Consider the following 22,486-nt stretch of genomic DNA (forward strand, 5'->3'; position numbering starts at 1 on the left):
CCAGCGCCGCTTTCCCGCCATGGGCGCCGCCGGCAAAAAGGCCGTCCCTACCAGCTCGCCGCGGAACACGCGATCCAGGTTGTCGGGCTTGGCGCCGTCGGCGATGACCGCGATGGCGCCGGCTCGCATGGCAATTTCGGCGGCTTCCAGCTTGGTCAGCATGCCACCGCGACCGCCCGGCGATGGACCGGAAGCCAGCGCCTTCAGCTCGGGCGAGATCTCGGTGATCAGCGGAATCACGGAGTCGGGTTTCTGCGGATGGCGCAGCAAGCCTGCGACATTGCTGAGCAGCACCAGCGCATGGGCGTCGAGTTCGCTGGTCACCAGCGCCGCCAGGCGATCGTTGTCGCTGAAGATGCGAGTCCGCGTGCCCTCGCCCAGGTATTCCAGTTCGGCGGTCGAGACCGTGTCGTTTTCATTGACGATCGGCACCACGCCGAACTTCAGCAACTTCTCCATGGTGTGGCGCAGATTGGAAGAGCGGCGCCGGTCGGCAAAATCATCCTCGGTCAGCAGCACCTGCGCGATCTTCACGCCATGACGGCTGAACAGCCGTTCATACAAGTACATGAGCCGCACCTGGCCCACCGCGGCGCATGCCTGGCGCGTGATGAGGTCGTGGGTACGCGCGCGATGCACATCCAGCCAGCCTCGCCCCAAGCCAACCGCGCCCGAGGAAACCAGTACCATCTGACGGCCCGCGGTTTTCAGGTGTGCAACCGCGGCTACCAGCGGTTCCAGCCGCTCGGCGCAAACACTGCCATCGGTTTCCGCGACCACGTTGGTGCCCAGCTTGACCACCACACGGCGCGCGTTCAGCAAAAGCTTCCTGCGCTCACCGGCCTCGCCGCCATGCTGGGTAAGCTTTTGACCGATCACTTCGCCGGAATTCATCAAGGATTGGAGTGCGTGAAGGCGGTTATCGTCGCAGAAGATGAGCACCAACCGAGCCGGTAGACTTTCCAAATTCTTCCGGCAAACTCGCTGTCCTTCAAAATTAGCGGCTGCGCTCAGGCTGCCTGGTGCCAGAACATGCTTTACACTGCTCCGTCATGAGATCACCAGGTTGAGGGTAGCTGGTGACATGCACCGTGGAGGAGAGATGCTATGAAGGCAGCCGTGAAGGTCGCGCCGACGGCATCGGCTGATGCTGAAAAGCAGCTCAATAGTTTCATCGACAAATTCGAGCCAAAGAACCAGGCCTTGATTCGTGCGGTGCGGAAAGCGCTACGGAAGCGGCTGCCTACCGCGAACGAACTGGCCTACGACAACTACAACTTCTTCGCTCTGGGTTACTGTTCGACCGAACGCCCCTCCGATTCCATCGTCTCCATCGCTGCCGGAGCGAACGGAGTGGGACTGTGCTTCATCCGCGGCGCCAGTCTGCCCGATCCAAAGAAGATCCTGCTCGGCTTGGGTAATCAAACTCGTTTCATCCGTCTCGGATCGGCGGAGATATTGGCCCGTCCCGAGGTCGAGGCACTCATCACCGCTGCCGTTGCTAAGGCCAAAGCGCCTCTGCCGGCTAGCGGCAAAGGAAAACTCATTATCCGATCTATTTCGGCGAAGCAGAGGCCGCGACGTAAGTCCGCGAAGTAACCGGCCTTCGTCAAACCCAGAAGCGACATCTCAGGTAGGATGGAGCGGGGACGAACGATGGCAGGTTCGGCGCGGCCGCGCGCGGTTTGTTAGAATTTTGGGGAGAGGGCCATGAGCATTAAGCGTAGTCTCCCGCTGGCATTCCTCGCGGCGCTGCTGATGTGGGCCGGTTGCGGGGGTCACGATTTCTGGAATCCGGCTCCGCCCAACCCCAGTGGAGCGGTCCCCAAATTCGCCTATGCCGCCAATTTCGCCAATGGGGGCACCGGCTCCGTTTCCGCCTACACCATAAATTCTTCCAGCGGCGCGCTCGGCGCGGTCAGCAGTTCACCCTTCGCGGCGGGAACCGGCACCGTCGCCGCCGGCGCCGACTCCGCCGGCAAGTTCGTCTATGCCGCCAACCAGGACGGAACCCTCTCCGCTTATGCCATCAACCGCAACGACGGCACACTTACCCAGGTCAGCGGCTCTCCGTATGTCGCCGGCACCACACCGGTTTGGGTGGCGGTGGACCCGGGTGGACGCTTTGTGTACGTCGCCAACGGTGGCTCCAGCAACATCTCGGCTTTCGCGATCAACACCAGCACCGGCACGCTCACCTCCGTGAGTTCGGCAGTCGCTCTGGCCACTACGCCGGTGCGCGCCAGGGTTGACCCCGGCGGACGGTTCCTTTACGTCGCGCTGGGCACGGGCGGAACCGCCGTATTCAAGATCAACGGCGACGGGACCCTGACGGCGGGAGTGCGCACGGTGCCAGCGGCCCCCTGTGCCGCCTCCGAGGACATCGCCATCGACGCCAACAGCCGCTTCGCCTTCGTCGCCGACGGCGCCACCGGAATTTGCAATTACGCGGTCAACGCCAACAGCGGCGACCTCACGCTGATCAACAATACCGTGATCTCAGCCGGCGCCAAGCCGGTTGGCGTGGCCTCCGGCGGCGCAGGAAAATTCCTGTTTGCCGCCAACCAGGATTCGAACAATGTATCCGGATTCACGGTCAACGGCGATGGAACTCTGGCCGCGATGTCAGGCTCGCCGTTCGCCGCCGGAACCTCGCCCGCGGACGTCAATGTGGACCCCTCCGGTGCTTTCGTGTACGTCGTCAACTTCGACGACAACACCATTTCCATTTTCAAGATCGGCGGCAGCACGCTGACCTCGGTGGGCAAGATAGCAACGGGAGCCAACCCAAATTCTATCGTCACGACGCAGTAGAACCGGCGAGATGGGGTATCGCGAAGGGACTGGCGTCTGTTTCGGCGACTGAGTCGGGCAGCCAGTAATTCGGAGTCTGGCGGTTCGTGATTGGCTGCTCAGACCGGATTTCCCAGCTACCAACTACCAGCTACTTTTTGAATAGGTTCTCAAAAGCCTTGCGGGCATCGTCGGCGCGCACGCCTCCCGTAGAGGTTTCGCGCTCGACCGTGGTGCGGATGGCAAACAGCGCACAGCCGTTGCGGGTGTCCTTGCGCGCGATGCGTTCCGGCACCGGCTGCCGGCACTCGAACCGCACGGCCGGATCGAAATGAGTGCACTGCTTGCAGGAGTGCAGCTCGAAGCCGCACTTCGGGCACTGGCCGACGGGCTCGGTGATCATCGTCAGCACGGTCCCGCATTGCGCGCAGCGCGAAAGGGTGCGCGCTCCGGGCAGGTTAAGCGGGCGCGGCCCGAAGGTCTCGTCCTTCTTCAGCCGTGGCTGGCCAGGAGCGCGGGCCTCGGGCTTGTCGCCGCGGTCCATGTATCCGTGCTGCCGGTATTTCCTGTCTGACATGCCGACCTCCTGTCGGACACGCCTGCCGGCGTAATCGCGAAATGGGGATTGCTACGGGGACTGTAAGCGCCAGTGTAGCGCGACCGGTGGGGAAATTCACCTTTCCAGGACGCAAAGACCCCGGCGGTGTTCGGTGCCCGTGGGGCAAGCGCGGCCAGGGTCCTCGCGCACACGAAGTGACAACTGCCAGCTTACGCAACCGGCTCGCGGGCTGCACGCGTCAACAAGCGTCAGAGGGTGGCAACTTGCGCGCCGGATGGGAAATGTACTGTGCAAAAAAAAACGTGCGCGCCGAGATATGTGGGGTGAGGATGGCAACGGCGCGCACGCATTCAGTTGTAGGTGCAGAGTAACAGCAGGGCGGGGGCGCCGCTAGTTCGTACGTCATGCATCAGTGTGACCGGCGTCACATCCGAATGTTCATCGCGGCGGGCGGCCGAAGCGCTATCGCGCCGGCAAGTCGGCGCCTTTCACCTGGAACTTCGAGGAGGGTGTGCAGACGCTGTATCCCACCGGCACGGTGACGTCGGAATCGCGGCTCGCACGCGCGTAGAAATAGCTGCGCACGGTGTAACAGACGTTGTCTTCTTCAGCAGGCACCGGTCGGACTCGCCGAGCCCCAACGAATGGCACATTGAACCTGCGCATCTTGGGAGGCGGCTGGGTTGCGAACGTCGGATTCTGCGGCCATTGGAACTGGAAGCGCGGCGTGTCCGGCTTGGCGGGAAGGGTAAACCTGCGAGCGTAGACGCTTAGCGGAACACCAGAGCGTTGGGCTACTCCGGAGATTGCGGCAACGACGACAAACAGAACGAGGGCCACACTTCTGGCGGCGCGCATCGCACACCTCCGCACGCCCATTCTAACTCCGCCGCGGCCATTGGGCGCACGAATCCTACCACCTTCGTGTAGTATTTCATGCGCAACATGTTGGGAGGTTTTTGTATGCGTTCCACGCGGTTTCTTGTTCCCGCTCTCATAATGTCCATGGTCATTTCCGCTGCGGCCCAGAATTCGTCGCAGACGCCAACGTTCAAAAGCCGCACCGATCTGGTGCTGGTTCCGGTGGTGGTCCACGACAAAGAGGGCAAACACGTTTCCGGTCTGAAGGCAGACGACTTCATCTTGGAGGACAACGGCGGCCGGCAGAAGATTGCTGCCCTGGAGGAGATCACATCCGACAAGTCCGTTCCCGAACCGCCTCCCGATCTTGCCTCGGATGTAAAACGCGGGATCGTCTTCACCAACCAACTTGCGAACCCGAGCCAACCCAAGGAACTGCTGATTTTCGTTATTGACCTGGTGAACGCTCCGTTCGTCGATACCGAACAGGGGCGGCGGGCGATACTCGGTTTTGTGGCGTCCCACATGAGTCCGAACCGCACCATGGCGCTGGTGGCCGTGGAGTCGGGAGGCGTGCGACTGCTGCACTCGTTCACCACTTCGCCGACTGTATTGAGCTCCGCCCTGCAAAATGTGACTGCGCTCGCGAGCGCGCCGGCAACGCAACGGCCGATTGAGGCACAACAGTCAGCGCTGAAGGACCAGCGGATATTCAATCAGACCGCGAATCTGCTGGCGAGCGACGGCCTCAGCCCAAACCAGGCCGCCATGATCCTGATGGCGAATTTCATCTCCGGTGCGCGCGTGCAGATGTCCCAGTCTTACCTGGCAGCGACGGCGGGTCGCACCGACCAGAACATCGCAACCGCGCTGGAATCCCTGCGCCAGATTGCGAGCTGGGTAGCCGGCGTTCCGGACGCAAGGTGCTGGTGTGGCTCACCGGCGACATCCCATTCGTATCCGGGCAGGGGACGATGGCATTGGGCAGGCTGGGCATGGAGGAGTATGAGCGCACCATGAAAGCGCTGGCCGACGCCAACGTGGCGATCTATCCGGTGGATGTACGCGGTGTCGTGCCTTCGACGATGTACGTAAAGGGCTATGTGGATCCCACCCGGCAGCAGCAACAAACGATCGCCGAATCCTTGGATGCTTCGCCCACCGGCATCGCCCGCCGCAGCCAGTCGCTGCAAGTCGGGGTCACGCACATGGAGGACGCGCATGAGGCCATGAATTACTTCGCCGGCCTGACCGGGGGCAGGGCCTACTACAACCGCAACGACATTCCCCGCGTGCTGGACGATGCGGCCACCGACTCCTCACGCTACTACATGCTCAGCTACTACCTCGACCGCAACCACGCCAAGCCGGGATGGCATAAGCTGAAGGTGAGCGTCCACCACCAAGACGCCACGGTGCACGCCCGCAACGGCTTTTTTGTGGACAAACCGGCCCAGGATTCTTCGTCCACCAAGCAGCAGGATGAAGTCACGGCGCTTTCCTCGCCCTTCGAATACACCGCTTTGCCGGTCAACCTGAAATGGATGGATACAACCGCCCGCGGCGATAAGCGCCATGTACGCTTTGAGGTTTATATTCCCGCTTCCTCCGAACTCATCGGCAAGGACCTCAACACTTTGGACTTGGATGTGATTGCGACCGCTTTTGGTGGCGGCCGCGATGTGGCCGGGCAATCCTCTAAAAGCATCAAGTCGCAACTGAAGCCGCAAGCGCAGGAACAAATCCAGAAATTCGGGCTAACTTACGTGAGCGATCTCGACCTGAAGCCCGGCGAGTACGCGGTGCGCCTGGTGGTGCGCGACAACCTCACCGGACGGCTGGGGAGCATCACCGCGCCGCTGAAGGTCGCGCCGTAAGCAGGCTTGCTTTGCTTGCAGGCTGGAGGGTTCGGGACCTGGGTGTCCCTGGGCGCCTGAGGACAGCCTCGATTCCCGCTTCGGTTCCAATCTGCAATCTTTGCGATTTTTTCTGGCCGGAACAGCAGTGCGCTGTGTGTACTATGTAAGCAGATACTTACTTAGCGTTCCCCCGACGCGGCCTCTCGGCTAGTACGGCTGCGCAATCTCTGTGGAGGCGCCCAATGCGCAACGCACTCTCCTGCTTCGCGCTCGCCGCTTGCCTGATTACCACCTGCCACCAGGCGCCTGCACAACAGCAGCCCACCACACCAACCTTCAAGAGCCGCGCCGACCTGGTCCTGGTGCCAGCGATTGTGCGCGACAAGCATGGGTCGCATGTCAGCGGTTTGACCGCGTCCGATTTCACGCTGATGGACAACGGCGCGCGGCAGAAGATCGCGTCGGTGGAGGAAATCGGTCCGGCAGCGAATCCAGCGCGCCCAGAAACTGTGGACGCGCAGTCCGCAGGGGCGGCGGAATTCACCAACTTTGCCGGCCGGACGACGCGCGCACCGCAGCCGACCGGAGTCATCATCATTGCCTTGGACCTGGTTAACACGCCGATGCTGGACTTGGTCACGGCTCGCCGCGCCGTCGTCCAGTTCCTGAGCACGCAAATCAAGAACAGCCAGCCAGTGGGATTGGTGACCATCGAACCCGGACAGGTGCGCATGCTGCACGCCTTCACCACCTCGACTGCCATTTTGAACGCGGCGCTGCAGCGCGTCACCGCGGTCGGCGCAGTCGCGGAAACCGCAGTCCCGACAACCAATGACCAGGTCACGCCCAGGGATGCCGCTTCCATCCAGGCTGAGAGCGCCGCTCTGAGCCACTTCATCGATCCCCAGGCAGCAGCGGCGATGCAGGACCTGAGGGACGCGACCACGGCGATGAACCGGGCGCGGCAGGCGCAGGGCGTAGGGACGACGCTGGACGCACTCCGACAGATCGCCTCTTGGGTGGCGGGGCTTCCCGGACGCAAGGTGCTGATCTGGGCGACGGGACAAATCCCGTTTATTACCGAGCAAGGCCAGATGGGGCTGGGCAAATTGGGCGCTGAAGATTACCAGCGCACCATGAAAGCGCTGGCCGACGCCAATGTCGCCATCTATCCGATGGATGTGCGCGGAATTTTCAATGCCGACTTCGCCGCTAACAGCAGCTTGTACATGGGCCCGGGCTCGGATGTATTTGACGAAATGATCGCGAGGCCGACCCGCGGTAGCAGGGGTGTGCAAAGGGCAAGTGGCATGCTGCAACGCGGCGTATCGCACCTGCCGGAGAATCATTTCGCCATGAACGACCTTGCCAAGGCCACCGGCGGGCAGGCCTTCTATAACCGCAACGACATTCCTAAGATGTTCGACGCGGCGGTCGCGGACTCCGCGCACTACTACATGCTGAGCTACTACCTGGATCACGCCCACAGCAAACCCGGCTGGCACAAGTTGCAAGTCAGCGTGAGCCGTCCGGAGGTAGTGACGCGCGCGCGCACGGGATTTTTTGTCTCCCACGCTGCCGACAACAAAGCTTCGTTGCGCGAAGCGGATGAGAACACTGCCCTGGCTTCGCCGTTCGAGTACACCGCGCTTCCCATCACGCTGAAGTGGAAAGACACGCAGGCGGGAAGCCGCAAAGTGCAATTCGAGGTCAACCTCCCGCCGGCGGCCGGCGTGGTGGATGCGGAGAACAATTCCGTGGACCTGGACTTCCTGGCAGTCGCGACTGCTGCCAACGCGGAAGTAGCCGGTCGCTCGACACGGAATTTTCACGCGACTCTCGGATCTGCCGCTTTACAACAGATCACGACGTACGGCGTCACCTATCTGAGCGATCTCGACCTGAAGCCCGGTGAGTACGCCGTGCGCCTGGTGGTGCGCGACAACCTCACCGGACGACTGGGAAGCATCACGGCGCCGCTGACCGTCGCCAAGTGAATGCTTCTGTAGCCGCATAGCACATCAGCAGCAGCATGAGCGGCTCCAGCACGTGCCGGTAGCGCACCTGGCTGTATGTGAGGTAATACGGCAGCGGATACAGGAGAATCGCGGCAAAAAACAAGGGCCAGGCATGGAGCTGCCGCCGGTGCGCGACCAGCATCGCCGGCAGCAGCAGGAAACTGAGCGCGGCGAAGCTCCACGGCAGCCAGTACCAGGCAATTGCCGGCCGGTAGCCGATGGCGCTGCCGTCCCAGAAGTACACCACGCGGCGCGCTGTCAGCCTGAGGAAGTCCCGCTTCGAGGTGCGCACCCACGCCAGCGCCTGGTGCAACTTCGCGCTCACGTACGCCGGCTCGCCCATCGCCTGGTAGCGGGCGAGTTCGGCGGCGTTGCCCGCCGGATGCTGGCCGATCCAGCCTCGCCCGACGCTGTAGCTCGTATTTCCCAGGAAGAATTCCAACCCGAAGTTGCTGCGCAGGAACGTCCATTGGCCGAATACCACCCGGTTGCGTACCAGCCACGGCGATATCACGACCAAGCATGCCGCCAAACTCAGCATCGCGGGCTTGACCCATTCGTTCCCTCGCCGATGCAGTTGGAATCCGCGCCACACCAGCGATGCCGGCAAAAGCGGAAGCAGCGCCGGATTCACCAGCAGCGCGAATCCCCAGAGCGCGCCGAAGCCGACCCACATCATGCGGCTGGCGGGTTCAGCCAGGCGCAGCGCGTACCAGAATAGGCAGGCAAACAGGAGCGTGCTGAGGCTGATCTCCCATACCCAGCTTACCGCCCACTTGCTGAACCATGGGAACACCGCCCACAGCAGCGCGGCGGCGATTGCCGCGCGGCGTCCGACCGTGCGCTCCCCAATGCCCAAGATGGGGATGCAGGTCAACGCCGAGAAAAGACTTTGCAGCGTCAGCAGCGCTGCCGCCGCCTTCGTACTCAGCACGCCAAAGCCGGCAAAGAAAATTGCGCACAGGTACGGATACACCGGCGCCACCCACGATGTCGGACCCGTGTATGCCGGGCTGAATGGCGAACTGAAGCCGCGTCCTTCGGCGATGGAGCGCGCGATGGAAGTGGTCTCGTTGAGGTAAGAGTAGTCGTCCACCCGATAGCTGGCGAACAGGTAGGTATGCGCCGCCAGCATGAAGCCAATGCGCACCGCGAAGGCGAGCACGACCAGCCAGAAGATCGCGCGTGCTTGCCGGCCGCGCACGCGCACTGCGACGTCGCGGTGAGCGTTGGAGCGAGGGGTCTCGACGGATGGGGTTGGTGCGCTCATTCCGGGTGCGTGCGGGCAGCCTACCACGGAACTGCAGCGCGTCAGAACCAGGTGTTGCGCTTGTAGGCGCGATATTCCTCGCCGAAGCGCTCTTCCAGCACGCGCTCTTCCCGTCGTGCCCGCACTACTTGCAGAGGTATCACAAGCACCAGCAGGACAAGAAGTTTGGGCATGTCGAGATACAGGAACAATCCCGCGATGCCGATAGCGCTGAATACGTACACCGGGTGGCGAATGCGGCTATATATCCCATGGGTCACCAGGATGTTCGCCTGCGGCGTGATGGAGAACGCGTTGCCAAGCTGAACGCGAGCAATCGTCAGCAGGGCAAAGCCAAACACAGCGAGCACGCCCCCTGCCAGCCGCATGGGCGTCCACGGCGACCTCGCCCCGACGATCATGACCGCCGCAATGGCGGCCATCGGAACAATTGTGACGAATTTTGCGCTGCGTTTCACTTGGGCATTCTAACGACGGGCGATCAGGCCGACGCGGTCGCGCCAATCTATCAACGGGCGCTTTCGCCTAGCCGGCGCGGGCGCGCTCGTAGGCGTGCGCCAGGCGGATGACGGTGCCCTCGTCAAAGTGGCGTCCGAGAATCTGCAACCCGATCGGCAGGCCCGCCTTCGACTCACCGCAGGGCAGGCTGATTCCCGGCACACCGGCAAGGTCGGCGGTCACGGTGTAGATGTCGGCGAGATACATGGAAAGCGGATCGTCGCACTTTTCGCCCAGCTTGAATGCAGGCGTGGGCGAGGTGGGCGTGACAATAGCGTCCACGCACTGGAAGGCCGCTTCGAAGTCGCGCGTCAGCAGGGTGCGCACCCGCTGCGCTTTCAGGTAGTAGGCATCGTAGTAGCCGGCGCTGAGCACGTATGTGCCCAGCATGATGCGCCGCTTGACCTCGGCGCCAAAGCCCCGATCGCGCGAGCGGCGGTACATCTCGGAAAGCGTGCGCGCCTGCGGCGAGCGATAGCCGTAGCGCACGCCGTCGAAGCGCGCCAGGTTCGACGACGCTTCCGCGGTGGCGATCACGTAATAAGTGGGAATCGCGTAGCGCGTGTGCGGCAGTGAGATGGGCACGACCTCGCAGCCGATCTCCGCCATCTTCTGAATCGCCGCTTCCACCGCGGCGCGAACTTCGGGATCGAGCCCCTCGGCGAAATATTCCTTTGGAACGCCGAGCCTGAGCCCGCGTACCGGCTTTTCGATGTCCTGCTCGTAATCCGGCACCGGCACTTCAGCCGAGGTGGAATCCAACGGGTCGCGCCCGGCGATATGCTTCATCAGGATGGCCGCATCTTTGACCGTCTTGGTGAGCGGCCCAATGTGGTCGAGCGACGAAGCGAACGCGATCAGGCCATAACGCGAAACCCGTCCGTAGGTTGGCATCAGGCCGACCACGCCGCAGAAGGAAGCGGGCTGGCGAATCGAGCCGCCCGTGTCGGACCCGAGCGCCGCAACCGCCATGCCGGCCGCTACCGCCGCCGCCGAGCCGCCCGAGGACCCTCCGGGCACGCGCGACAGATCGCGCGGGTTGTGCGCCGGGTAATAGCCGGAGTTCTCGTTGGACGAGCCCATGGCGAACTCGTCGCAGTTGGTCTTGCCCAGCACCACCGCGCCTGCGGCTTCCAGGCGCGCCACCGCGGTGCAGTCGTATGGAGAAACAAAATCGCTGAGGATTTTGGAGCCGGCGGTGGAGCGCACGCCGCGCAGCACCATCACGTCTTTGACGGCGATGGGCACGCCGGCCAGCGGCGGCAGCGGATCGCCCTTGTCGGCAATGGCGTCGATGCGTGCCGCTTTCTCCAGGGCGCGCTCGCGGGTGAGCGTGAGATAGGCGCCAATCTTCTTGTCGGTGGCTTCGATTTTCTTGTAGAAGCTCTCCGCAAGCGCAACCGCGCTGGTCTGCCGCTCGAGGACGGCGGTGCGCGCGGATTGTACCGTCAGAATTTCGAGATCCATTTGCGTTTGATGCCATTGGCTCTTGGCCATTGACCGTTGGCAAATGCTTGGGATCGGTTCCTACCAATGGCCAACGGCTATCTTTCAATCACCCGTGGCACTTTGAAGAACGCTCCATCCGTCTCCGGCGCGTTCTCCATCACCACTTCGCGCGGCAGCGATGGCCCGGTCTTGTCTTCGCGCATCGCATACGCAAAGCGCGCCGTACCGGCTTTGCTCTCGTCAATACCGTAGCGATCGGAGGTCTGCGCCATGGGTTCGACGTTGGAAGTGTCAAGCTCGTTCAGGCGATCCACATAATCCAGGATGGAATTCAAGTCCTTAACCATGCGCGCGCGTTCGTCGTCGGTGAGTTCCAGGTTGGCCAGCTCGGCGACGTAGAGGACATCTTTCTCGGTTATCGGTTGTCGGTTATCGGTCATCGGGTTAGCTGCCGGTGCGCTGGGCGCCGCCGGATTCTTGGGCGGTCACGAACTCGATGCGCCTGACGTTGGCAAACTGGTTGAGCGTGGAAAGGTAACGCGGAACCAGTGCGAGCAGCTCGCGACGCCACTGCGCGTCCGGCACCTCGACGTGCAGCACGCCTTCGCTGTAGCCGAGTGCACGGGTACGGGCGGCCACCGTGGCGCCGCAGGCCAGAGGCCAGCCATGCAGCGGCGCTTCCGCCGCCGGTCCACGCCGTATGGCATCGACCACGATCTTCTGCAATCCGTCGCGCGCGCTCCGCACCCACCCTCCTCGCGAGACTGGGATTCTACCACTGGTCACCTGGGCGCGATTACTGGCGTAATTTGCAAGTTTTTCCGCCCGCTGTAGGATGCGTTTCGGGATGAATCCATGAAGAACACGCACAAGCCAAGGACATGGGCAGAAGCCGCGGACACTCGTGTGTGGGATCTCCTTACCTTCGGCCTGATCCTGAGTCTTTCGGCGCTGGCGTACCTCTGGTTCGTTCCCCGTTAGGTCCTAGGTTGGATCACTTGACCGCCGGGCTGCGCCGCAACTTGGGGGAGGGGCGGCGCAGAGTCGGCGGCAAACTTTGGAAACGATGGGCACGGCGCGAGCTGTGCCCTTTTAGTTGCCATTTCGTTCCACTTCGACGGTTACCTCGGGGCAAGGCCGGCTGACGGGTACAGTGGCCGGAGGTAAGGTTGTCACCGGGGCAGGCTTGGGACACCATCTGCGTGGGGGTAGCTTATGCCGATCGTTGATTCGCGCACGCCGCTCAACGAAACTCGGGTCTGGGATTACATCAGCTTTGCGATCCTGGTGCTGCTGTCCGTGCTGGCCTATACCTGGCTGGTCCCCCACTAGCTAGGCACGGCGCTCCAGGGGATATTCGCGCCGGACCAACTCGATTGCCTGTTCGCGCGTGGTGACGCGTCCCTCGAGCTGCGCGTCTTCCACCGCGGCGAGGATCTCCCGAAACAACGGCCCGGCCCGGTAGTCCATGGCAAGCAGGTCGTGGCCGGTGATCAGCGGGCGGGGACGGATCTCCTCCGGCGGGGTCTCCGCCAACCGCTGCCGCAGAGATTCGTAAATGGAAAGATCGCCGTGGCTGGCGAGGCAGTCAATGCGGTGCATCTCCAGGTGCTCGGCAAACTGCGGTTGGCGCATGAAGCGTTTCAGGGTCGAAGGGTTCATTTTCAGCGCGTCGGCAAAGCGCATGTGCTGGCCGACGAGCGCGGCAATCTGGTGCGTGTCGTCGTTCGACATGCACAGGCGGCGCGCAATGCCCCCCGCCATCGCCACTCCAACCTCCACATGATGATCGAAGCGGATGCGGTCGGGCGCGACGCGAAACGTGGGCGGCTTGCCGACATCATGCAGCAACGCGCCCCAGGCGAGCGTGCGCGAAGCGCCCGACGGCAGCATTTCCAGCATGAGCAACGTGTGCACCCAGACGTCGCCCTCGGGATGGAACTGTGGCGGCTGCTCCACACCCTTCATCTTCTCAACTTCCGGCAGGACCTCGTGCAGCAGGCCGGGTTCATCCAGCAGTTCGAAGGCGCGCCGCGCATGGCCTTCGGTGAGCATCTTGGTGAGCTCGTCGCGCACGCGCTCGCGGCTGACCTGCGCGATTTGGGGCGCGACCTGCCGGATGGCGCGCATGGTTTCCGGTTCGATTTTGTAGCCGAAGCGCGCCGCGAAGCGCACCGCGCGCAACAGGCGCAGCTTGTCTTCGTCGAAGCGCTTCTCGGGGGAACCAATCGTCCGGATGATCTGGTGATGCAGATCGCCGAGCCCGCCGACGTAGTCGAGCACCTGGTTGGTTGTTGGGTCGAGCAGCAGGCCGTTGATGGTAAAGTCGCGCCGCTGCACGTCCTCGCGCGGGTCTTGGGAGTAGGTGACCTGGTCGGGGTGGCGGCCGTCGGTGTAGAGACCGTCGGAGCGGAAGGTGGCCACCTCAATTGATCTGGTGATCGGATGATCGGACGATCTGGCGATCGATTCGTTTGCTGCAGCGTCTTCTAGATCACCCGATCGCCCGATCGCCCGATCGCCCGACTCCACCGGCACCAGCACCACGCCGAACTGCGCTCCCACCGCCCAGGTTTCGGGAAAAATGCGCATCACGTCTTCCGGATGGGCATTGGTCGAGACGTCGTAGTCGGCGGGTTCGCGTCCGAGCACCAGGTCGCGCACACATCCGCCCACCAGGTACGCCTGGTAGCCGCGCTCGCGCAGCGTGCGCACGATTTCGATGGCGGCGGGTTTGGCGGAGTCAGACATCAGCGCGTCGTTGCAATCGATGCTCGTGACCTAACTACTCGGCATCGGAAGCGATTCGGTTTCCAGCGTCCTTAAATCCAAGCTCTGCGACGCGTGTTGAATATCAATACCGACAACCCGGCCGTCGGCGTCGAAATCTACGACCAATCCGTCCGCGATCTCGCGTGAATCGACACTCGGTCTCGCATTCAGGTCGATGTAGAGCGAGTCAGTTTCGGGATAGTAGTGTAGCTTCATCCAATGCTCCTATCGCCGGTCCGGTCCTAACCGGAAATTACGGTCGGGAAATGCATTGTGGATTGTCTGCCCATCCTCGAGCGTCACCACCCGCAAGACCCGGCCCTCCAACTCCGGCACTGGACCCCAATATCGAATCCTGCCGTCCGGCTGTACTTCGCGTGCGAGCGGCTTGCTGACTATCCGTTCACACCACTCAACCTTCAAATACGTCCGCTTCCGTAGCACTTGCTCACGAAAGTAGCGCGTCGTTTTCATCCGAACCGGAACCGCTGCAGCCAAGCAAGCGTCTGCAGCTATTGCTAGTATAGAGACATGCCCGACACCTACATCCTGGGAATCGAGAGCTCCTGCGACGAGACCGCGGCAGCCGTCGTCCGCTCCGGCGAGGAGGTCATCTCCAATGTCGTGCTTTCCCAGATTGCCACCCACCGGCCTTATGGCGGCGTGGTGCCGGAGCTGGCGTCGCGCGAGCACTTGCGGGCCGTTATTCCCGTGGTGCGCACCGCGCTGGCCGAGGCGGAGCGCAGTTACGAAACCGTGGATGCCATCGCCGTCACCCGCGGCCCCGGCCTGCCGGGCGCGTTGCTGGTGGGCATCAGCTTCGCCAAGGCGCTGGCCTATGCGCTGGACAAGCCGCTGATTGCCGTCAATCACCTCGAAGGCCACATCCACGCCGTGCTCCTGGAGGAGCGGCAAAAAGGGAACCGCGACATGCGGTTTCCGTTGCTCGCGCTGGTGGTTTCGGGCGGGCACACGCACCTGTATCTGGCCGAGCAGCGCAGCCAGAGCTGGACGTACCAGAACATCGGCCACACCCGTGACGATGCCGCCGGCGAAGCTTTCGACAAGGTCGCCAAGCTGCTCGGGCTTGGTTATCCCGGCGGGCCAATCATCAACCAGCTAGCGGCGCACGGCAATCCCCAGGCGGTGAAGTTCACCTTCGCGCAGATCAAGCACCGCGACCGCAAGGATCGCGGCACTGCCGCGGACGAGCGCCCGCACTTTGATTTTTCCTTCAGCGGCATCAAGACTGCCGTTCTGCGCTATGCCGAAACCCACCACATGCAGCGCGTCATTGACGCCCGCCGCGCCGCCCTCGCCCAGATTCCCAAGCCCACCACCGAAGAGGTGTTACGTTTCTCCGATCCGATGACGCTCGATCTTGTCGCGTCGTTCCAGCACGCGGTGATTGGCGACCTTGCCGAAAAAACGCTGGCCGCAGCGCGCGCCTACGATGCCGCCACGCTGTTCGTGACCGGCGGGGTTGCCGCTAACAGCGAACTGCGGCACCGCTTCCAAGAGAAGGCTGCGCAGGAAGGGCTGCCGGTGTTCTTCCCTTCCCGGCCGCTCTCCACCGACAACGCCGCCATGATCGCCGCCGCGGCGTATCCGAAATTTCTGTCGCATGATTTTGCCGAACCCGAGCTTTCGGCCGAGGCAGGTCTGCAACTGCGCTGACTAACTTACGGTCGCGGATTGGCCGAGCGTGATCGCCAGCCCCTTGGCGAGCTGCTCTTCGATGTCAATGTCCTTGTAAATCACGTAATCGGCACGGCCTTCCGGCTTCATTGCGCGCGCGCTGCTCCGGCCCGCCAGCACCAAGACGGGAACGCGCGCCGTTACGGGATTCTTCTTGACCGCGGTAATCAGTTCGCTGCCTGTCATCTTGGGCATCATCAGGTCGGTGACGATGAGGTCGGGCAGGACGCTGTCGAGGATCTGTATCGCCTCCAGGCCATTGGTTGCCGACGCCACCGCGAAGCCGCGCTGCTCCAGAAAGCGACAGACGGCATGCCGGATCAGCATGGAATCATCCACCACGAGTGCGATTTGTTGCGGCATAGTCGGCTGTCTGGCCTCGTAAACGCGTAACTGCGCGCCTGGCGGCGATGTATCCTGGGGGCTAGTCCGGAAAGTATCAAACGGGCTAGCCAGCAACAAGATAACAACCCGGATGCGGGCATTACTTTAGTACTAGACCGCGACCCCAATTCGAAAGGGTCAATCCCCCGTGCCTTCCACGACCGGCAGTTCGGTTGCGGGAACCTCAACCCCGGCCTTCGACCTCACCTTCGCGCTGGTGACCAGCGCCACCGCGCCCACGATGATCACCGACCCAGCGAGAATGTAGCGGTCCACCGTTTCGCGTAACACCAGCCAACCCAGGAATACTGCCACCACCGGATTGACGTAGGCATAGGTCGCTACCTTCGGCATGGGGACGTTCTGCAGCAGCCAGATGTAGGCGCTGTATCCCACCCACGAGCCGAACACGATCAGGTAGGCAATGGCTCCGATGCCCGACAGCGTCCAGTGCGCCCGCCACGGATCTCCCAAAGCCAGCGCCAGGCAGAGATTCAGCCCGCCGGCAATGGCCATCTGCCAACCCGTGGCGGCAAAGGCGTCAATGCCCTCCTGCCAGCGCTTCGAGAGCGCGGAGCCCAGCGCCCAGGAAAACGAGGCCAGCGGCAAGGTGAGCGCGGCCAGCAGCACGCGCCGGTCCAAGGGGCTGGACGACATAGCGCGCAACTTGGGCCACAGTAACACCACAATTCCGGCAATCCCCAGAAACAGGCCGATCGTCCCACGGCGAGAAACGTGGTCGCCCCGGAACATCCAAGTGTCAATCAACAGAAACCACAGCGGCGTCATGGAAACAATCAGCGCCGCCAGGCCGGTGGGCACGACTTCCTCGGCGCGCGCCAGGACAGGATTGGCCACCGAGAGCAACAGCGCGCCAATGATGCCCAGCCGCACCAGTTCGGCCAGCGTCACCCGGATCTTTCGGCCCGTGATCGCGCACCAGGCCAGCATCAGCAGGCCGGCAATCAGAAAGCGCGTGCCGGTCATCAGCAGCGGCGGGATGTGCTCCACGGCGATGCCGATGCCCAGGTACGTCGAGCCCCAAAACACGTACACCAGCGCAAACGCAAAGGCGACTCGGAGGCGGTGCTGGCGCTCGTGCGGCATGATGGGGTGAAAAAGTTACGATACCAGATCATCACTTTCGTAACCCCCGCCGCTCCTACTCTGAGGGGTTACGCCGCCGCAGCCCCGGGTCTATAATGACGCCGGGGGTTGTATGTCCCGCTACGCCAAGCATCACGGCAAAATCGAGGCTGCTCCACCCTGCGGTCTGCGCCTCATCCTGACCCGACCGCGCACCGGGCTGAACCTGGTTCCTTCTAACTCCCGCCCCAATTTGTTTGGCGGCGACTAGGCAGATTTCCTCCGCGCCCGGTACTCCGAACCAGTCCGGACTCAGCGTCACGGCCTGGTTGCAGAACTTGTCCCAGCAACACAGAAGACGGGAGGAAATCATGCCAAGCACAATTACGATCCCGGCCGGGCCCCATATTCGCACCGACCTGCCCGGTCCTAATGCCCGGCGCGTACTGGAAGGCGACAAGACGTACGTTTCGCCCTCCTACACGCGTTCTTATCCCTTGGTCGCCAAGCGCGGCCGCGGCGTTGTCGTCGAGGACGTTGACGGCAACGAGTTTCTGGACTTTTCCGCCGGGATCGCCGTGGTCTCTACCGGTCACTGCCATCCCGAGGTGGTCGCTGCCATCCAAAAGCAGGCGGCGGAATTGATCCACATGTCGGGCACGGATTTCTATTACGAGAACATGATCACGCTGGCCGAGCGGCTTTCGGCGGTCGCGCCCATGAAAGGCCCGCACCGCTTCTACTACGGCAACTCCGGCGCGGAGGCGGTCGAGGCGGCCATCAAGGTGGCGCGCTACCACACCCGGCGCCAGAACATCATCGCCTTCTACGGAGCGTTCCACGGCCGCACCATGGGCGCGCTGTCGTTGACCTCATCGAAGGTGCAGCAGCGCCGCCGCTTTTTCCCGCTCATGCCCGGCGTCACGCACGTCCCGTATCCCAACGTTTACCGCTGTCCCAAGGGCACTGATCCGGTGGAGTACGCGGTGGAGTGCGCGCGCTTCATCGAGCAGAAAGTACTGAAGACCACGCTTCCGCCGGAGGAAGTGGCGGCCATTTTCGTGGAACCCATCCAGGGCGAAGGCGGCTACGTCGTCGCCCCACCGGAATTCCTGGTCGAACTGCGCCGCATCTGCGACCGGCACGGCATCCTTCTCGTCGCCGACGAAGTGCAGTGCGGCTCCGGGCGCAGCGGCAAGTGGTGGGCGATCCAGCACGCCGGGGTTGAGCCCGACATCGTCTGCATCGCCAAGGGCATCGCCTCCGGCATGCCGCTGGGCGTGACCATCACGAAGAAAGACATCATGGACTGGGTGCCCGGCTCGCATGCCTCCACCTTTGGCGGCAATCCGGTTTGCATTGCTGCGGCTCTGGCGACGATCAACGTTCTCGAGCGCGAGGCGATCGCTAACGCCGAGACCATCGGCCGTCACATCATGCAGCGCATCAGCGCGTGGCCGCAGAAGTACGAGCTTGTGGGCGACGTGCGCGGTCGCGGCCTGATGATCGGCGTGGAACTGGTCACCGATAAGCAGAGCAAGGCGCCCGCCGGACCGGCTCGCGACAAGGTCGTCGAAATGGCCTTCGCGAAGGGCTGCCTGTTCCTCGGGGCCGGAGAGAACTCCGTCCGCATCTGCCCGCCGCTCGTTATCACCAAGGAGCAGGCGGACATCGGACTGGATACCCTGGAAGAGTGCATTCAGGCTGTGGACAACAGCTCAAAAGACGCCCAGCCCGGCAAGGCTTGAGGAAATGAAGAATTAAGAATGCAGAATGAAGAATGGAAAGATTAGCCCGGCTAATTGGCCGGGCTTTTGTTTACCCGCTGCGCTGCTTGACCGCCAACGCAGTGGAAAATCGGACGTGGATATTACACGTGGGTCGAAAACTGAGTCAAACGTCTGTAGGGATAGTGTGTATTGGATGTAGATGTGTACACACCTGGCCCGGCGTGTGCGCCGCGGCAGGTTTCGCCGTTTATGCGGGTGCGAGCGCTATGGCGTGCGTTTCGACCGCGTCACATGCGGTGTGAATGGTCACGGGGAAGTGCGAGCGGGCGGAGTAGGTGCTGCGCGTGCGTGCGGCGTGGGGCATGCGCATCGCGGCAGCTGAAATCGTGCTTTCGGAGTGTTCGTTTTCGGGAATTAAACCTGTTGCGCGAGCGGCGAGCCGGTTTTGTTCTGAAAGTAGAACACGGACAAAAAAATGCTTCCCGTCTACAAGAATGCCACATAATCTGCAGCCGAATGTCATAGCCACACAATGAAGGTTGTCATTCGCAACCCACACAATCTGAATGGGAGGCACTTCAAAATTATGTCGCGACTAATTTTCGCCATTGTTGCGGTTTGTCTGTCGCTCCCCGCGCTCGGACAACAAGCGCAACAACAGGACAATGTCAAAGAACTCTCGAAAGATTTGGGTGAGTTAAACAGCCTCGTTCAGCAACTTCGGGTCGCAGAGCAGCCCGCGCAGGACGGCAAGCAAATGGCGTACCTGCGGCTAGACTCCGAAGCGAAAGCGCAGCCGATGGTTGCAGCAAAGAACACGGCGCAGTTTAAGCATGGGGAAGCAGCTCAAGTATTGAAGGAGCGCGGTGATTGGGTGCTTGTTGTTGGCCAGGACAATAAGACCGGCTGGGTCGAATCCCAGGCGATCGCGGTGCAGGCTACAGCGCAGGCAGCATTTGACATGGCGGTTGAAAAAATCATTCGCCAGCTTCAGAAGATGCGCGCGAAGTACTCGCAGGGGCCAGTTGTCTTGTCGGGCTTCACGATTGACGTAAAGTTTCCGCCCGGAGCTTCCGTAGAGTTTGGTTTCAAGTGATCCCGTTCCGCGACAGCACTGATAGGCCTTCGGTATTGGCGTTGGGCTGCTCTGCAAAAAAACGGGGATTCGATATGCCTTATCACCACATCCGGGCATACGGTTGGGTGCAGGCGCTGGGTGGGCGAACTGGAGCCTGGTGCCCCACATCTGCCCGCCTTTGGCAGATGTGGGTCATTCCAAAGAGGGAATCTGCACCCAAGCAGGCAGCATGTCCTGGCCAAGGCTTGCTGGAGGAGTTGCAGGTGGATCTGGATGACTGGCTTGACGACTACAATCGGACACGCCCGCACTCGGGCAAGTACTGCTACGGCAAGACGCCGATGCAGACCTTCTTGGATTCGCTTTCCTTGGCGCGGGAGAAAATGCTGGACTCCCACTTGAGTCCAGCGCCGGCGCCGGAGCGGAGCCCTGCGCAGCGAAGCGCAGGCGACGGCGCGGCCGCGGATGCGGCTGCTTGCAGTTAACCGGAGTGTCAGATCAAGTCTGAGCTATTACAGCTATTTGCAGGGTCTTTGTCGTATACGTTCCAGCATTTCCTTCATTACAAGCTCGAGGGCCTTCGAGGGGTCATTGGGGTGCTCGGTCGCTAGCTCTTCAATACGTTTCTCAAAATATTTGGCGTCATCGGCAGGAACTACAGGATTTTCCAGCCATTTTTGCAGCATTTCAATCTTCGGAGAACTCAATCCCAAGAACTCTTCATTTAGCGCAGCAATCTCTGCGGCCATTTCAAGTGTGATGCACTCATCCGGTGCCACAAATTTCTGGTCTTTGAAATCGACATATAATGCGGCGTTTTTTGCGGTATTGGCCTTCAGATGAAATGCTTTCTGCATTTGCTTAAAAGCGGTAAGGGCGGCGTCGAAGTCTCCAGCCTGTTTCGCACTCTCTTCTTCTGCGGATGCGTTTAAGGAGTATGCGTTGGTGCGGTTCTTGTGAGCATGGCTTGCCAAACCCTTCTGTACCTTTTCAAAATCAACGTCGTGGCCCATCAGCAGGCTGGTGGCAAATGCTCCCAAGATTTCGATCTTTGCACACTCTTCTAACGAAATCTGATGCAGGAACAGCGCGCGACTCAACCTTCCCTGTCCCCGCAGAAAAGATGCCTCGTTGTAGAGAGCTTCACCATTTGCGAACGTGATTTGCGCTCCTCGCGCAAGTTCGGCCAAAAGCACCTTGTCTACTCCGCTCGAATTTTGCTTGTTGCCCGTCATTGCCAGAAATACTTCGGAACTCGCAACCGGTGGCTCACTGAATTTCCAGCATCCGGTCCAGCGCCACCCGCGCCCAGCGCTTCACCTCGTCCGCGACCTGGATGCGGTTCACCACGTTGCCGTCCACCAGGTTTTCCAGCGCCCAGCACAAATGCTGCGGCGAGATGCGGAACATGGTGGTGCACAGGCAACCGGAATCGTCAAGGGTGATCACCGTCTTCTCCGGCGCCACTTGCTTGGCCAGCCGGTTGATCAGGTGTATCTCCGTGCCGATGGCAAATTTCGAGCCCGCGGGCGCCTGCTCCACCATCTTGATCAGCTTCTCGGTCGAGCCGATGCCGTCCGCCTTCTGGCAGACCTCCAGCCGGCACTCGGGATGCACGATGACCTGAATGCCGGGATATTTCGCGCGCACCTTATCCACGTGCTCCGGCAGGAAGCGCTGATGCACCGAGCAGTGGCCCTTCCACAGGATTACGCGGGCCGCGCGCAGCCGGTCCTTGCTTTGCCCGCCCTGCGGCAGGAACGGGTCCCACACCACCATCTCACCGAGCGGTATCTGCATCGCGTAGCCGGTATTGCGTCCCAGGTGCTGGTCGGGCAGGAAAAGGATTTTTCCATTCTTGGCGAATCCCCACTCGAACGCGCCGCGCGCATTCGACGACGTGCACACCAGCCCGCCGCGCTCGCCGCAAAACGCCTTGATCGCCGCCGTGGAATTCATGTAGGTGATCGGCGTCATGCCCTCGCCCGCGTCGCTGGTCAGGCCCAGGGCGGCCAGTTGCTCCCAGCAGTCTTCCACCTGGGTGATTTCGGCCATGTCGGCCATGGAACAGCCGGCGTTCAAGTCGGGCAGAACCACCACTTGGTCGGGACGGCTGAGCACGTCGGCACTTTCCGCCATGAAATGTACGCCGCAGAAGACGATGTACTGGCCGCGCGCCTGCGCCGCCATTTTGGAAAGCTTGTAGGAATCGCCGGTGTGGTCCGCGAACCGGATCACCTCGTCGCGCTGGTAGTGATGTCCCAGGATGACGCAGTCCTCGCCCAGTTCGCGCTTGGCGGCGGCGATGCGCTCGTCCATCGAGGTATCGGGCAGGACAAGATAGTTGTCCAGCCTGCAACTGGAAGCAATTACTGTTGCCACTTTTGAACTCGCTTTCAGTCCCGCGCGTTGAGCGCGCTGAACGGGGATG

The 22,486-nt window shown here is 61.9% G+C and carries 22 protein-coding genes and 1 pseudogene; 10 read left to right on the forward strand and 13 right to left on the reverse strand.

All coding sequences use genetic code 11. The annotated features are described in order from the left end of the window. Positions 1 to 1,107: 1,107 nt before the first annotated feature. Positions 1,108 to 1,599: a DUF1801 domain-containing protein gene (locus LAN64_04335; GenBank protein ID MBZ5567062.1), complete on the forward strand. Its 492-nt coding sequence runs from the start codon at positions 1,108 to 1,110 to the stop codon at positions 1,597 to 1,599. A 111-nt stretch (positions 1,600 to 1,710) separates the two neighbouring features. After that, complete coding sequence (locus LAN64_04340) at positions 1,711 to 2,814, forward strand: lactonase family protein (GenBank protein ID MBZ5567063.1); 1,104 nt, start codon at positions 1,711 to 1,713, stop codon at positions 2,812 to 2,814. Positions 2,815 to 2,944: 130 nt separating this feature from the next. On the opposite strand, the gene LAN64_04345 is transcribed toward LAN64_04340, so the two are convergent. Then, positions 2,945 to 3,370 (reverse strand): hypothetical protein, encoded by a 426-nt coding sequence (locus LAN64_04345; protein MBZ5567064.1) that lies wholly within the window; start codon positions 3,368 to 3,370, stop codon positions 2,945 to 2,947. A 444-nt stretch (positions 3,371 to 3,814) separates the two neighbouring features. Then, on the reverse strand, positions 3,815 to 3,970 hold the full coding sequence (locus LAN64_04350) for a hypothetical protein (GenBank protein MBZ5567065.1): 156 nt from the start codon (positions 3,968 to 3,970) through the stop codon (positions 3,815 to 3,817). A 345-nt stretch (positions 3,971 to 4,315) separates the two neighbouring features. On the opposite strand from LAN64_04350, the gene LAN64_04355 reads away from it, so the two are divergent. The 3 genes from LAN64_04355 (at position 4,316) to LAN64_04365 (ending at position 8,069) form a co-directional block, all read left to right on the forward strand. Beyond that, positions 4,316 to 5,233, forward strand: coding sequence for a VWA domain-containing protein (locus LAN64_04355; GenBank protein MBZ5567066.1), 918 nt, complete (start codon positions 4,316 to 4,318; stop codon positions 5,231 to 5,233). After that, positions 5,137 to 6,090, forward strand: coding sequence for a VWA domain-containing protein (locus tag LAN64_04360; protein ID MBZ5567067.1), 954 nt, complete (start codon positions 5,137 to 5,139; stop codon positions 6,088 to 6,090). Before LAN64_04355 ends, LAN64_04360 begins: the two co-directional genes overlap by 97 nt. Before the next feature lie 224 nt (positions 6,091 to 6,314). Then, complete coding sequence (locus tag LAN64_04365) at positions 6,315 to 8,069, forward strand: VWA domain-containing protein (protein ID MBZ5567068.1); 1,755 nt, start codon at positions 6,315 to 6,317, stop codon at positions 8,067 to 8,069. Here LAN64_04365 and LAN64_04370 read toward each other — a convergent pair. The 7 genes from LAN64_04370 to LAN64_04400 all read right to left on the reverse strand — a co-directional run bounded on the left by LAN64_04370 (position 8,041) and on the right by LAN64_04400 (position 14,295). After that, positions 8,041 to 9,360 (reverse strand): glycosyltransferase family 39 protein, encoded by a 1,320-nt coding sequence (locus LAN64_04370; GenBank protein MBZ5567069.1) that lies wholly within the window; start codon positions 9,358 to 9,360, stop codon positions 8,041 to 8,043. The two genes, LAN64_04365 and LAN64_04370, sit on opposite strands and share 29 nt — an antisense overlap. Before the next feature lie 41 nt (positions 9,361 to 9,401). Beyond that, on the reverse strand, positions 9,402 to 9,818 hold the full coding sequence (locus LAN64_04375; protein MBZ5567070.1) for a DUF1295 domain-containing protein: 417 nt from the start codon (positions 9,816 to 9,818) through the stop codon (positions 9,402 to 9,404). Positions 9,819 to 9,885: 67 nt separating this feature from the next. Further along, the gene (gene gatA, locus LAN64_04380; protein ID MBZ5567071.1) at positions 9,886 to 11,325 is read right to left on the reverse strand and encodes an Asp-tRNA(Asn)/Glu-tRNA(Gln) amidotransferase subunit GatA; all 1,440 of its coding nucleotides are present in this window, start codon (positions 11,323 to 11,325) and stop codon (positions 9,886 to 9,888) included. Positions 11,326 to 11,402: 77 nt separating this feature from the next. Further along, positions 11,403 to 11,747 carry an Asp-tRNA(Asn)/Glu-tRNA(Gln) amidotransferase subunit GatC gene (gene gatC, locus LAN64_04385; protein ID MBZ5567072.1) on the reverse strand — a complete coding sequence of 115 codons (345 nt, stop codon included), beginning with the start codon at positions 11,745 to 11,747 and terminating at the stop codon, positions 11,403 to 11,405. Positions 11,748 to 11,751: 4 nt separating this feature from the next. After that, a complete protein-coding gene (locus LAN64_04390; protein MBZ5567073.1) occupies positions 11,752 to 12,021 on the reverse strand; it encodes a DUF721 domain-containing protein in 270 nt (89 codons plus the stop codon). A 618-nt stretch (positions 12,022 to 12,639) separates the two neighbouring features. Continuing rightward, on the reverse strand, positions 12,640 to 14,058 hold the full coding sequence (locus LAN64_04395) for a CCA tRNA nucleotidyltransferase (GenBank protein MBZ5567074.1): 1,419 nt from the start codon (positions 14,056 to 14,058) through the stop codon (positions 12,640 to 12,642). A 30-nt stretch (positions 14,059 to 14,088) separates the two neighbouring features. Continuing rightward, on the reverse strand, positions 14,089 to 14,295 hold the full coding sequence (locus LAN64_04400) for a DUF2283 domain-containing protein (protein MBZ5567075.1): 207 nt from the start codon (positions 14,293 to 14,295) through the stop codon (positions 14,089 to 14,091). 315 nt (positions 14,296 to 14,610) lie between these two features. On the opposite strand from LAN64_04400, the gene tsaD reads away from it, so the two are divergent. Continuing rightward, positions 14,611 to 15,756, forward strand: coding sequence for a tRNA (adenosine(37)-N6)-threonylcarbamoyltransferase complex transferase subunit TsaD (gene tsaD, locus LAN64_04405; protein ID MBZ5567076.1), 1,146 nt, complete (start codon positions 14,611 to 14,613; stop codon positions 15,754 to 15,756). On the opposite strand, the gene LAN64_04410 is transcribed toward tsaD, so the two are convergent. Both LAN64_04410 and LAN64_04415 read right to left on the reverse strand, forming a co-directional pair. Beyond that, complete coding sequence (locus LAN64_04410; protein MBZ5567077.1) at positions 15,757 to 16,140, reverse strand: response regulator; 384 nt, start codon at positions 16,138 to 16,140, stop codon at positions 15,757 to 15,759. It lies immediately after the preceding gene. A gap of 159 nt (positions 16,141 to 16,299) precedes the next feature. Continuing rightward, positions 16,300 to 17,268, reverse strand: coding sequence for an EamA family transporter (locus LAN64_04415; GenBank protein ID MBZ5567078.1), 969 nt, complete (start codon positions 17,266 to 17,268; stop codon positions 16,300 to 16,302). 112 nt (positions 17,269 to 17,380) lie between these two features. On the opposite strand from LAN64_04415, the gene LAN64_04420 reads away from it, so the two are divergent. From LAN64_04420 to LAN64_04435, 4 genes and pseudogenes are all read left to right on the forward strand, one after another. Further along, positions 17,381 to 17,518: a hypothetical protein gene (locus LAN64_04420; GenBank protein MBZ5567079.1), complete on the forward strand. Its 138-nt coding sequence runs from the start codon at positions 17,381 to 17,383 to the stop codon at positions 17,516 to 17,518. 100 nt (positions 17,519 to 17,618) lie between these two features. Then, positions 17,619 to 18,995 (forward strand): acetyl ornithine aminotransferase family protein, encoded by a 1,377-nt coding sequence (locus LAN64_04425; GenBank protein MBZ5567080.1) that lies wholly within the window; start codon positions 17,619 to 17,621, stop codon positions 18,993 to 18,995. Positions 18,996 to 19,509: 514 nt separating this feature from the next. Continuing rightward, positions 19,510 to 20,073, forward strand: a complete 564-nt coding sequence (locus LAN64_04430; GenBank protein ID MBZ5567081.1) for an SH3 domain-containing protein — start codon at positions 19,510 to 19,512, stop codon at positions 20,071 to 20,073. Positions 20,074 to 20,303: 230 nt separating this feature from the next. After that, positions 20,304 to 20,438 (forward strand): annotated as a pseudogene (locus LAN64_04435) (IS481 family transposase). 135 nt (positions 20,439 to 20,573) lie between these two features. On the opposite strand, the gene LAN64_04440 reads toward LAN64_04435, so the two are convergent. Continuing rightward, on the reverse strand, positions 20,574 to 21,290 hold the full coding sequence (locus tag LAN64_04440) for an AbiV family abortive infection protein (protein MBZ5567082.1): 717 nt from the start codon (positions 21,288 to 21,290) through the stop codon (positions 20,574 to 20,576). A gap of 34 nt (positions 21,291 to 21,324) precedes the next feature. Continuing rightward, positions 21,325 to 22,437: a quinolinate synthase NadA gene (gene nadA, locus LAN64_04445; GenBank protein MBZ5567083.1), complete on the reverse strand. Its 1,113-nt coding sequence runs from the start codon at positions 22,435 to 22,437 to the stop codon at positions 21,325 to 21,327. Positions 22,438 to 22,486 lie beyond the last annotated feature (49 nt).

This window comes from Terriglobia bacterium (assembly GCA_020073185.1).
Lineage (GTDB): Bacteria > Acidobacteriota > Terriglobia > Terriglobales > Acidobacteriaceae > JAIQGF01.